The sequence below is a fragment of the Pseudoalteromonas sp. KJ63-1 genome (assembly GCF_055808145.1).
In genome coordinates this window covers 675833-688884 of the sequence record NZ_CM147855.1, presented here as the reverse complement: position 1 = coordinate 688884, position 13052 = coordinate 675833, and the positions used below count along the sequence as shown (strand labels likewise).

Here is a 13052-nt window from a genome sequence, read left to right as displayed (position 1 = left end):
TGAACCTTGAACCTTGAACCTTGAACCTTGAACAGTCTAAACAAAAAAGGCTGCACAAGGCAGCCTTTTTATCTTACATTTAGAGCATGAATCCAGCGTGTATATTAACCTACATTTTTACGCGCATTTCTAAACATACGCATCCATGGGCTATCCTCGCCCCACTCATCTGGGTGCCAAGAGTTAGCAACCGCACGGAATACACGTTCAGGGTGTGGCATCATTACAGTTGCACGACCATCTGTTGATGTAATACCAGTGATCCCTTCAGGTGAACCATTCGGGTTTGCTGGGTACTGTGTTGTTGGATTACCGTAGTTATCAACAAACTTAACCGCTACGGTGCCGCTTGCAAGTGCAGCCTTAGTTGCCGCATCGTTTGCAAATTCTGCATGACCTTCACCATGTGAAACTGCAATTGGCATACGTGAACCTGCCATACCATTAAAGAACACCGATGGGTTTTCTTGAATTTCAACCAGACTAAAGCGTGCTTCAAAACGCTCTGACTTATTAGTTACAAAGCGCGGCCAATGTTCAGTACCTGGAATCAACTCTTTTAATGTTGATAGCATCTGACAACCGTTACATACACCTAAGCTAAAGGTATCTTCACGATGGAAGAAGCTTTGGAACTGATCGCGTGCCATATCGTTAAACAATATTGACTTAGCCCAGCCTTCACCGGCGCCTAATACGTCACCGTAAGAGAAGCCACCACATGCCACCAAACCTTTGAACTGTTCAAGCGTTAAACGACCTTCTAAAATATCACTCATGTGAACATCTACCGCAGCAAAACCAGCACGGTTAAACGCAGCAGCCATTTCTAGGTGCGAGTTAACGCCCTGCTCACGTAAAATAGCCATTTGTGGCTTAGCACCTGTCGCAATGTACGGTGCAGCAATATCTTCGTTTAAGTCAAAGTTAAGTTTAACGTTTAAGCCTGGGTCTTTTGCATCAAATTTAGCGTCAAACTCTTGCTTTGCACACTCAGGGTTATCACGACGCGCTTGCATCTGATAGGTTGTTTCGGCCCAAATTGTACGAAGCTCAGTACGCGTATGATTAAGTACTGTTTGCTCACCACGATTAAATACAATGTTATCGTCATTATTAAGCGAGCCAATCACATGGCTAATTGCGGCAACACCATGCTGCTCAAATACAGCTTTTACAGCATCTAAATCACTGTTTGCTACTTGAATTACAGCACCTAACTCTTCGTTATAAAGCGCTTCAATATCAGAGCCTGTCAAAGTCGCTAAATCTACGGTTACACCGGTATGTCCGGTAAACGCCATTTCAGCGATAGTAGTAAACAAGCCACCGTCTGAACGGTCATGATACGCAAGTAACTTGCTATCAGCCACTAGCGCCTGCATAGCATTATAAAAGCCTTTTAGTAACTCAGGGCTATCTACATCTGGAGTAACATCACCAAGCTGCTTATAAACTTGTGCAAGGCTTGATGCGCCCAGTCGGTTTTTACCCGCACCTAAATCAACTAAAATAAGCGAAGTGTCGCCCTTATCAGTGCGCAGCTGTGGAGTCACCGTTTTACGTACATCGTCAACACGGCCAAAGGCTGTAATAATCAGTGATAAAGGCGATGTTACTGATTGCTCAGTTGTATCATCTTCATTTTTCCATGTCGTTTTCATCGACATCGAGTCTTTACCTACTGGGATTGTTAACCCAAGTGCTGGACATAACTCTTCACCAACAGCTTTTACCGCTTCATATAAACCTGCGTCTTCACCAGGGTGACCTGCAGCCGCCATCCAGTTAGCAGATAGCTTAATGTTCTCAAGGCTACCAATATTAGTACCAGCAATATTTGTAAGAGACTCGGCCACAGCCAAACGTGCTGAGGCGCCATAATTAAGTAATGCCGCTGGAGTACGTTCACCTAGTGACATAGCTTCACCGTGGTAGGTATCGTAAGTTGCTGCGGTAACTGCACAGTTAGCCACAGGCACTTGCCATGGGCCTACCATTTGATCGCGCGCTACTAAACCAGTTACAGAGCGATCGCCAATAGTAATCAGGAAGGTTTTTTCTGCAATGGTTGGTAAACGTAATAAACGCTGCGCTGCATCCGCAGGATTAATTGCCTCTACATTTAATGCAGTACCGACTACTTGTTGCGACGTAACATCACGATGCATTTTAGGTGCTTTACCTAGTAATACATCCAATGGTAAATCTACAGGGCTGTTATCAAAATGACTATCGGCAACTGTTAAATGGCGCTCTTCTGTTGCTTCACCAATAACTGCATATTGTGCGCGCTCACGCTTACAAATTGCTTCAAAGCGTGCAAAGTCTTCAACGCCCACAGCAAGCACATATCGCTCTTGCGATTCATTACACCAAATTTCGTGTGGTGCCATGCCCGGCTCATCATTAGGGATATCGCGTAGTTGGAATTTACCACCACGTCCACCATCATTAACAAGCTCAGGGAATGCATTTGATAAACCGCCGGCGCCCACATCGTGTATAAACGCAATAGGGTTTGCATCACCTAGCTGCCAACATTTGTCGATCACTTCTTGACAACGACGTTCCATTTCTGGGTTTTCACGTTGAACAGAAGCAAAATCTAAATCTTCGTTTGATTGACCCGATGCCATGCTAGATGCAGCACCACCGCCTAAACCAATGTTCATTGCAGGGCCGCCAAGCGCAATCAATTTTGCGCCTACTGGAATATCGCCTTTTTGAACATGATCAGCACGAATATTTCCTAAACCACCGGCAAGCATAATTGGCTTGTGGTAACCACGTACCTCTTCACCATTGTGACTCGTTACTTTTTCTTCATAAGTACGGAAATAACCTAAAAGATTAGGGCGGCCAAACTCATTATTAAACGCAGCACCACCTAATGGGCCTTCAGTCATAATATCTAAGGCGTTAACAATACGACCCGGCTTACCAAAATCACTTTCCCAAGGTTGTTCAAAACCTGGAATGCGTAAATTAGATACAGTAAAACCTACCAAACCCGCTTTTGGCTTAGAGCCTCGACCGGTTGCGCCCTCATCTCGAATCTCACCACCCGACCCAGTCGCCGCACCAGAGAAAGGAGCAATTGCTGTTGGGTGGTTATGGGTTTCAACTTTCATTAAAATTTCAATGTCTTCTTGATGATACGCATATTCACCTTGCACATTCGGGAAGAAGCGACCCGCCTTTGAACCTTTCATTACGGCTGCGTTATCTTTATAGGCAGACAGTACATTTTCAGGATTATGCTCAAAGGTATTTTTAATCATTTTAAACAACGACTTTGGCTGCTCAATACCATCGATAGTCCAATCAGCATTAAATATTTTATGACGACAATGCTCTGAGTTTGCTTGTGCAAACATGAATAATTCGATGTCGTTAGGGTTGCGCCCTAACTTGATGAAGTTTTCAACTAAGTAGTCAATTTCATCATCAGCAAGTGCAAACCCTTGCTCTATATTGGCTACAGCTAATGCTTCGCGGCCGCCACCTAAGATATCAACTGATGACATTGGGCGTGGCGCATCGCTGCGAAATAACTGCGCTGCATCTTCTAATTTGCTATGAGTAGCTTCAGTCATGCGATCATGAAGAAGCGCTGTAACCTGTGCAAGCTGCTCGGCGCTTAAATCACCCTCAACATAATATGCAATTCCTCGCTCTACGCGATGAACTTGCTTAAGCCCACAGTTATGAGCGATATCAGTCGCTTTTGAAGCCCATGGCGAAATAGTACCAGGTCGAGGCGTTACTAATACCAACTGACCCGCTGGCGTATGCTCAGCAATTGTTGGTCCATAGGTTAATAACTTTTCAAGTTTGGTTTGCTCATCATTGTTTAATGGCGATGTTAAATCGGCAAAGTGAGCGTATTCGGCATATACATTAGTGACAGGAAGTTGCGATTGTTGGCAACGCGCTAAAATTTTATTAACTCTGAACTCTGAAAGTGCTGGTGCACCACGAAGGATCAACATAAGTAATTTCACCCGGGGTTAGGGATTGAACGATATTTTAGGCGCGTATTATAGTCCAAATTACTCTCAGATTTAACTCAAAAATGCGCTTTTCATTAAATTAACTTTTTCTTTTTGTTTACACCTATTTTTTACTTACTGCGATTAAACGGTAAGTGACGTAATCAGTAAGTTTTGTTATAACAGGAGATACGATGCTAAAGAGGCGAATATGTTGAAGATAAAGCTAATAACAATTATTACGTTAGTCATCCTTTTGTGTGCCTGTAATACACAAGAGCAGTCAACACAGCTTGCCCAAATTAAATCAGAAAATAAAATTCGTGTGGGTACACTCGCCAGCGCAAGTAATTACTATCAAGCTGTTCAAGGTGAACAAGGGTTTGAATTTGAGCTCTCTCAAGCATTCGCCGATTACCTTGGGGTAGAGCTTGAAATTGTGCCCTTTTTTAATTTATCCGATATGTTTGCGCGCTTAGATAGTGGCGACCTAGATTTAATTGCCTCTGGACTTACTTTTAACAAGGCGCGCGCCAAACGTTACCGCTATGGCCCAACATACAGAACAATTAGTCAAAAATTAGTATTTAAACAAGGCCGAGAACGCCCAAGAGATTTTGATGATTTAACTGGTAACTTCACTGTTATTGCCAAAAGTAGTCACTCGCTCACATTAGAGGAAATGCAACAAAACAACCCTGATTTAACTTGGAATGAAACCGAAGAGTTTGATGAGGAAGAGTTATTACAAGCCGTTATTGATGGGGAGATAGATTACACCTTAGCGGATTCTCATACATTAGCGTTGTTTAGGCGTTATCATCCTAACTTGAGTATTGGCTTTTCAGTTACCCGTAATGATTCAATTGCATGGATACTCAAAAAGTCGAATGATGACTCTTTGTACGCATTGCTAGTTCCTTTTTTCGGTGAAGCAAAACAAAACAATCAACTTTATGTACTTGAAGAGAAGTATTTTGGCCATGTCCGTCAGTTTAATTACGTTAATACCTTAGCCTACATAGATGCAATAAAAGAAACACTGCCTAAATATCAACCTTGGTTTGTGCAATATGCGGGTAGCCTTGATTGGCGCTTACTTGCTGCATTGAGTTATCAAGAGTCGATGTGGAACCCACGAGCTAAATCACCAACGGGTGTACGCGGTATTATGATGCTAACAAGGCGCACAGCAAAACAAGTCGGTGTTACTAATCGCTTAGAACCAGAACAAAACATACGTGGCGGTGCGAAATACTTAGCTAAATTGATCAAGCGTATACCAGATAGAATCCCTCAGCCTGATCGTACTTGGCTTGCGCTTGCGGCTTATAATGTTGGTTGGGGGCACGTCAACGATGCCCGCATAATTACCGAACAGCAAGGAGCTAGCCCTGATAAATGGGCTGATGTTAAAAAGCGCTTACCATTACTAGTAAAAAAACGTCACTACCGTAATACCCGCTATGGCTATGCTCGCGGTGATGTTGCAGTGACTTACGTTGACAATATTCGTCGCTATTACGATGCGCTAGTTTGGCTGGATGAAAATGACGCAATGGCAACTATACCGCCAGCAAGCGAAACAAAAGAGCAGACTATTAAACCAGATGAGGCAAATCAACGTACTAGTGATGAAGTCGAAAAAGAGAAATAAATATGCTATGAAATTTCGCGCTGAATTAGCGACATGCCAGAAAAGCAAATAGTTGTTTACTTGCAATCAATTATTCAATAATCTGGCTCAATTGTATTAAAATTTGTGTCATCACCAAGCACATAAGGATAAGTCATGCTTAAACGTAGACGTACACATCAACTTAAACGTTGTATAAAGCACTCAACTGCTACTCGCCGTCGAGTGATGTTAAGAAACTTGCATAAAAAGGTTATTTGGCGTCGCCGCATGTTCGCTATGCAACAAATGGCTGAGTTAGATGCTCTAATAGCAGCAGCTGACTAATCGCTGTTAGCAATACGAGCGGCTAGCTTTGCTGCTTTTATCTGCGCCCGGCGACGCTTAAAAAACTCGAAATAGTCTCTGCACATTGTGTCTCTAAAACCCCACCCGTTATTTCTACCTGATGGTTCAGACGAGGTTCTTGCAATAAGTTCATAATTGAACCAGCAGAACCGGTTTTAGCATCGGCAGCACCAAATACCAAGCGTTTAATTCGGCTGTGCACCAATAAACCTGCACACATAGAGCACGGCTCTAGCGTGACATATAAAGTGCAATCAATTAAGCGATAGTTATTAAGCACTTTGCCGGCTTCTCTTACCGCTATCATCTCAGCATGAGCAGATGGATCATTATCAGTAATTGAGCGATTATAACCCGCGCTTATAAGCTGATTATTTTTGACAATAATAGCGCCTACAGGTATCTCATCGAGTTGCTCTGCTTGTTTTGCATACACAAGGGCTTGTTCCATCCAATATTGGTCGTCAAATGGCTCTGTCATGATTATTACTTAACTATTTTTTATGCCGTAATTATACCAACTTAGCGTAATAAAATGCGCTATTGATCACTTTATTGCAAAAATAAAACAAATTTAAGTGGTTTACCATGGCCCATAAGGCGGGATTTACGCTATAATCTCTCGCTTTTTTTATTTAGCTCACAACACGGGTAGCAAATGAAATTTCCTGGACGCCGCAGGCATAAACATTATTTTCCAGTGGAAGCCAAAGATCCACTGACCAATCAACTTAACGCCACAGAACGATTACACCGCAGCTATATTACGGGGATCGATCAAATCGTTGTTGATATAGAAGCTAAGGTTGACCAAGCTTTTCTCGATGAATTTCAATTGCGCCGAGGGATGTCGCAAGTTATAGATAATGACATCACTAATGCTTTATACGATCGCTTAAAACTAAACGATATGGTCGATTACGAATTCGCAGGAGGGACCGTTGGCAACACGATGCACAACTATTCCGTACTTGCTGATGATCGTTCGGTACTATTAGGCGTAATGAGCGAAAATATAAAAATAGGCAGTTATGCTTATCGATTTTTATGTAATAACTCAAGTCGTGTAGATTTAGACTACTTACAACCAGTCGATGGTCCTATTGGCCGTTGCTTTACCTTGATTGATGAAACAGGTGAGCGCACGTTTGCTATTAGTGCTGGCCTGATGAATTACCTAAAGCCAGAGTCAATTGATAAAGAGCTAATAGAAGGCTCATCAGCATTAGTCATCAGTGCTTATTTAATGCGTACTCAAGGTGATGAAACCATGACCGAAGCGACTATGCAAGCAATCAAGTATGCTAACGATGCAAATGTACCCGTGGTATTAACACTGGGGACTAAGTTTCTTATCGAGCAGGATCCGACATGGTGGGCTAACTTTGTAGAAAAGCATGTTGATATACTTGCTATGAACGAAGAAGAAGGCCAAGCAATTACTGGATATGAAGATCCACTCCTTGCTGCTGACAAAGCATTAGATTGGGTTGACTTAGTTATTTGTACAGCCGGTGAAAAAGGCTTATTTATGGCTGGTTTTGTTGACGACAGCTGCAAACGTGAAACAGAGTATCCATTATTACCGGGTGCCATACCAGATTTTAATCGTTATGAATTTTCACGTGCAATGCGCAGGGTTGACTGTGAAAACCCTATAAAGGCATATAGCCATACAGCGCCGTTTATGGGCGGGCCCGACTCGATTAAAAATACCAATGGTGCCGGTGATTGCGCTTTAGCTGCTGTTTTACATGACTTATCAGCGAATGTTTATCATAAGTTGAATGTTGCGAACTCAGCAAAGCATCAGCAACAGGCTATTACCTACTCATCGCTCGCACAAATTAGTAAATACGCTAACCGTGCTAGCTTTGAAGTGCTTGTACAGCATTCGCCTCGCTTATCACGTGGTTTGCCTGAGCGCGAAGATTGTTTAGAACAAGTGTATTGGGATCAATAAGATCCCATTACGCTAAACGAAGCTAAAATATCGATATATCAAGCTTTTTAGATAGCAGCTCTAATGCTGCTATTCCCGCCACTGAGTTACCAAAAGAGTTTAATCCCGGTGAATAGACTGCAACTGTAAACCTATTCGGTAACACCGCTAATATTGTTCCAGAAACACCCGATTTACCAGGCATACCTACACGATAACCAAAGTCACCTGCTGCGTCATATAACCCACTGGTAAACAACAACGAATTTAGTTGCTTGTTTTGACGACTAGAAAGTATTCGTTTTTTTGAGCTGTAATCGATCCCTTTATTGGCTAAAAAATTGTACGCCTTAGCAAGCTCGATACAATTAAGTTCTATGGCACAAAAATTAAAATACGACCAAAGGACATCATCTACTTCATTTTCAAAGTTACCGAATGATTTCATTAAATGTGCCATTGCCGCATTTCGATGCCGAAACTCATACTCTGAGTTAGCCACTTGCTTATCAATTACAATACTTCGATTACCTGATAAATCGCGAAATGTTTCAAGCATAGAGTGCATTGGAGCTGATAAACGACTATACAATGCATCACAGGTAACAATCGCTCCCGCATTAATAAATGGGTTCCGTGGAATCCCTTTTTCAAACTCAAGCTGTGTCAGAGAGTTAAACGCCGTACCTGAAGGCTCTTTGCCAACTCTATTCCATAATTCATCGCCATAGCGTTGCAACGCTAATGTCAGAGTCATAACCTTAGAGACAGATTGAATTGTGAAGCGTTGCTCACAATTACCGGCGCAGAAAATCTCTCCGTCCGTAGTGTAAATAGCAATAGAGAACTGCTCAGGAGAAACCTCTGCCAATGCCGGTATATAATCGGCAACTTTACCCTGCGTTAGTAAAGGCTTAACCTCTTGAGTTATCTCATTTAACACTCGTTGGTAATCACTCGTTGGCAATCGACACCTCAATAATACGAAATCTAAAATCAAATTTTAACACGTCAGATCCATAACCGCATGGTAATGTTGAGCAAATAGGGGATTTACAGATATCAATAAAAACATTTCAATACAAACGTCGAAACTATTACAGCATAAGTAAACCATAGTAAGGACTTTAAGTTCCTACTTTTTCACTTTAATATGATACTTTTAATCCCGCATCTCTGTTTTTCACTTTTTTACAGACAACAAAAAACCCGACACATTGCTGTACGGGTTTCCTTTATTTAGAGTCGGTGCGATACTTCGTAGCGACAACGCAGTAGAATGTAGTAGTGCACACATCGGTAAAGCGTCACATAGCAAATGAGATACTCTCTATGTGTCGGGAGTCGCTTCGCTGCCCAACCTACGCGATAGTGCTGGGTGAGTGTGCGCTATTTGCTTTCCTGTAAACAGCAAAAAACCCGTCACATTACTGTAACGGGTTTCCTTTATTTAAATCCTGGTAATGACCTACTTTCACATAACAAATGCTACACTATCATTGTGTCGGGGCGGCCTTCCGCGGGGCTCGCCTTCGAGCTGTTTTGTTTGACTACTGAGTTTGGCATGGGCTCTTGGCTATTTACTAAACCCCAGACAGCAAAAAACCAGTCACATTACTGTAACGGGTTTCTTTTATTTAGATCCTGGTAATGTCCTACTTTCACATAACAAATGCTACACTATCATCGGCGCTGTTTCGTTTCACTACTGAGTTCGGCATGGGTTCAGGTGGGTCCAAAACGCTATTGTCACCAAGAAAATTCTTTTCAATTTTCTTATTATTAATTTTTAAATTTAAAGTCTTTCGACTAAATTTGGAGCCTGGTAATGACCTACTTTCACATAACAAATGCTACACTATCATCGGCGCTGTTTCGTTTCACTACTGAGTTCGGCATGGGGTCAGGTGGGTCCAAAACGCTATTGTCACCAAGCAAATTTGGTTGTCAGTCCGTATTACTACGCACTAACTAAAATTTGGAATTCTGATAATAAAAGTTTTCAGTAATCTACTTTAGTCTATTAACTTCTTCGCTTGTTTCACTATCACATAAAACGCGTTTGGCGTTGTATGGTTAAGCCTCACGGGTAATTAGTACAAGTTAGCTTAATGGCTCACACCACTTCCACATCTTGCCTATCAACGTTGTAGTCTTCAACGGCCCTTCAGAGACTTTAAAAGTCTAGTGAGAACTCATCTCGAGGCCTGCTTCGCGCTTAGATGCTTTCAGCGCTTATCAGTTCCGAACGTAGCTACCGGGCAATGCCATTGGCATGACAACCCGAACACCAGCGGTTCGTTCACTCCGGTCCTCTCGTACTAGGAGCAACCCCTCTCAATTCTCAAACGCCCACGGCAGATAGGGACCGAACTGTCTCACGACGTTCTAAACCCAGCTCGCGTACCACTTTAAATGGCGAACAGCCATACCCTTGGGACCGACTTCAGCCCCAGGATGTGATGAGCCGACATCGAGGTGCCAAACACCGCCGTCGATATGAACTCTTGGGCGGTATCAGCCTGTTATCCCCGGAGTACCTTTTATCCGTTGAGCGATGGCCCTTCCATTCAGAACCACCGGATCACTATGACCTACTTTCGTACCTGCTCGACGTGTCTGTCTCGCAGTTAAGCTGGCTTCTACCATTACACTAACCGTACGATGTCCGACCGTACTTAGCCAACCTTCGTGCTCCTCCGTTACTCTTTGGGAGGAGACCGCCCCAGTCAAACTACCCACCAGGCACTGTCCGTAACCCCGATTCAGGGGCCAACGTTAGAACATCAAAACTACAAGGGTGGTATTTCAAGGACGACTCCACAAAAACTAGCGTCTCTGCTTCTAAGTCTCCCACCTATCCTACACATGTAGGTTCAATGTTCAGTGCCAAGCTGTAGTAAAGGTTCACGGGGTCTTTCCGTCTAGCCGCGGGTACACAGCATCTTCACTGCGATTTCAATTTCACTGAGTCTCGGGTGGAGACAGCGTGGCCATGGTTACACCATTCGTGCAGGTCGGAACTTACCCGACAAGGAATTTCGCTACCTTAGGACCGTTATAGTTACGGCCGCCGTTTACCGGGGCTTCGATCAAGAGCTTCTCCGAAGATAACCCCATCAATTAACCTTCCGGCACCGGGCAGGTGTCACACCGTATACGTCATCTTGCGATTTTGCACAGTGCTGTGTTTTTAATAAACAGTCCCAGCCACCTGGTCACTGCGGCTCCAATCAGCTTAGAGAGCAAGTCTCATCACCAATCGGAGCGTACCTTCTCCCGAAGTTACGGTACGATTTTGCCTAGTTCCTTCACCCGAGTTCTCTCAAGCGCCTTAGTATTCTCTACCTGACCACCTGTGTCGGTTTGGGGTACGATTCGGTATAATCTGAAGCTTAGAGGCTTTTCCTGGAAGTATGGCATCAGCAACTTCATCACCTTGGTGACTCGTCTCGTGTCTCAGCCTAACAGCAACCCGGATTTACCTAAGTCACTAGCCTACACACTTTCACATGGACTACCATCGCCATGCTTGCTTAGCCTGCTCCGTCCCCCCATCGCAATTATACCAAGTACGGAAATATTAATCCGTTTCCCATCGACTACGCCTTTCGGCCTCGCCTTAGGGGTCGACTTACCCTACCCTGATTAACATGGGATAGGAACCCTTGGTCTTCCGGCGTGCGGGTTTTTCACCCGCATTATCGTTACTCATGTCAGCATTCGCACTTCTGATACGTCCAGCATACCTCCCGGTACACCTTCAACCGCTTACAGAACGCTCCCCTACCACTCAGAATAAATTCTGAATCCGCAGCTTCGGTGCATAGTTTAGCCCCGTTACATCTTCCGCGCAGACCGACTCGACCAGTGAGCTATTACGCTTTCTTTAAAGGATGGCTGCTTCTAAGCCAACCTCCTGGCTGTCTGGGCCTTTCCACATCGTTTCCCACTTAACTATGACTTTGGGACCTTAGCTGGCGGTCTGGGTTGTTTCCCTCTTCACGACGGACGTTAGCACCCGCCGTGTGTCTCCCGGATATTACTTTACGGTATTCGGAGTTTGCAAAGGGTTGGTAAGTCGGGATGACCCCCTAGCCTTAACAGTGCTCTACCCCCGTAAGTATTCGTCCGAGGCTCTACCTAAATAGATTTCGGGGAGAACCAGCTATCTCCCGGTTTGATTAGCCTTTCACTCCTAACCACAGGTCATCCCCTAACTTTTCAACGTTAGTGGGTTCGGTCCTCCAGTTGATGTTACTCAACCTTCAACCTGCCCATGGCTAGATCACCGGGTTTCGGGTCTATACCTTGCAACTATTCGCCCAGTTAAGACTCGGTTTCCCTACGGCTACCCTAATCGGTTAACCTCGCTACAAAATATAAGTCGCTGACCCATTATACAAAAGGTACGCAGTCACCCAACAAGTGGGCTCCTACTGCTTGTACGTACACGGTTTCAGGTTCTATTTCACTCCCCTCACAGGGGTTCTTTTCGCCTTTCCCTCACGGTACTGGTTCACTATCGGTCAGTTGGGAGTATTTAGCCTTAGATGATGGTCCACCTATATTCAGTCAAAGTTTCACGTGCTCCGACCTACTCGATTTCACTTAAAATGCGTTTTCATGTACGGGACTATCACCCTGTATCGTGGCACTTTCCAGAGCCTTCCATTAACACATAATAAGCTTAAGGGCTGTTCCGATTTCGCTCGCCGCTACTATCGGAATCTCGGTTGATTTCTTTTCCTACGGGTACTTAGATGTTTCAGTTCTCCGCGTTCGCCTCGTTAACCTATGTATTCAGTTAACGATACCTGCAAGCAGGTGGGTTTCCCCATTCGGAAATCCTAGTCTCAAGTGCTTTTTACTAGCTTGACTAGGCTTATCGCAAGTTAATACGTCCTTCATCGCCTCCAACTGCCAAGGCATCCACCGTGTACGCTTAGTCACTTAACCATACAACCCAAACGGGTCTTTGTTTTGTGACAGTTTAACTTCGCCAGAAGTTAATATTGAATACTAAAGTAGATACCAATTAATCCGAAGATTAAATTGGCACTGAATGATACTGCTATCATTCTTTTTTACTTTTGAAAACTCTGTACAAATAACAATGTTATTCATACGA

General features: G+C 43.8%; 5 protein-coding genes, 3 rRNA genes and 1 pseudogene. 3 read left to right on the top strand and 6 right to left on the bottom strand.

Annotation, left to right across the window (positions count from 1 at the left end; translation table 11 throughout):
- Nucleotides 1-104: 104 nt before the first annotated feature.
- A complete protein-coding gene (gene purL, locus AC0L7Q_RS03190) occupies nt 105-3995 on the bottom strand; it encodes a phosphoribosylformylglycinamidine synthase (RefSeq protein ID WP_413401348.1) in 3891 nt (1296 codons plus the stop codon).
- 211 nt (nt 3996-4206) lie between these two features.
- On the opposite strand from purL, the gene mltF reads away from it, so the two are divergent.
- Nucleotides 4207-5652: a membrane-bound lytic murein transglycosylase MltF gene (gene mltF / locus AC0L7Q_RS03185; protein ID WP_413401347.1), complete on the top strand. Its 1446-nt coding sequence runs from the start codon at nt 4207-4209 to the stop codon at nt 5650-5652.
- A 135-nt stretch (nt 5653-5787) separates the two neighbouring features.
- A complete protein-coding gene (locus AC0L7Q_RS03180; protein ID WP_008115566.1) occupies nt 5788-5958 on the top strand; it encodes a hypothetical protein in 171 nt (56 codons plus the stop codon).
- Here AC0L7Q_RS03180 and tadA read toward each other — a convergent pair.
- A pseudogene (gene tadA, locus AC0L7Q_RS03175) lies at nt 5955-6460 on the bottom strand (tRNA adenosine(34) deaminase TadA). The gene AC0L7Q_RS03180 and the pseudogene tadA overlap by 4 nt on opposite strands.
- Before the next feature lie 177 nt (nt 6461-6637).
- On the opposite strand from tadA, the gene AC0L7Q_RS03170 reads away from it, so the two are divergent.
- Nucleotides 6638-7942, top strand: a complete 1305-nt coding sequence (locus AC0L7Q_RS03170) for an inosine/guanosine kinase (protein ID WP_413401346.1) — start codon at nt 6638-6640, stop codon at nt 7940-7942.
- 22 nt (nt 7943-7964) lie between these two features.
- Here AC0L7Q_RS03170 and glsB read toward each other — a convergent pair whose 3' ends face one another.
- From glsB to AC0L7Q_RS03150, 4 genes are all read right to left on the bottom strand, one after another.
- Nucleotides 7965-8888 carry a glutaminase B gene (gene glsB / locus AC0L7Q_RS03165; protein ID WP_418157331.1) on the bottom strand — a complete coding sequence of 308 codons (924 nt, stop codon included), beginning with the start codon at nt 8886-8888 and terminating at the stop codon, nt 7965-7967.
- A 675-nt stretch (nt 8889-9563) separates the two neighbouring features.
- Nucleotides 9564-9678, bottom strand: a 5S ribosomal RNA gene (rrf, locus tag AC0L7Q_RS03160).
- Nucleotides 9679-9741: 63 nt separating this feature from the next.
- Nucleotides 9742-9856 (bottom strand): 5S ribosomal RNA (gene rrf / locus AC0L7Q_RS03155).
- Between the two features lie 137 nt (nt 9857-9993).
- Nucleotides 9994-12880, bottom strand: a 23S ribosomal RNA gene (locus AC0L7Q_RS03150).
- Between the last annotated feature and the right edge of the window lie 172 nt (nt 12881-13052).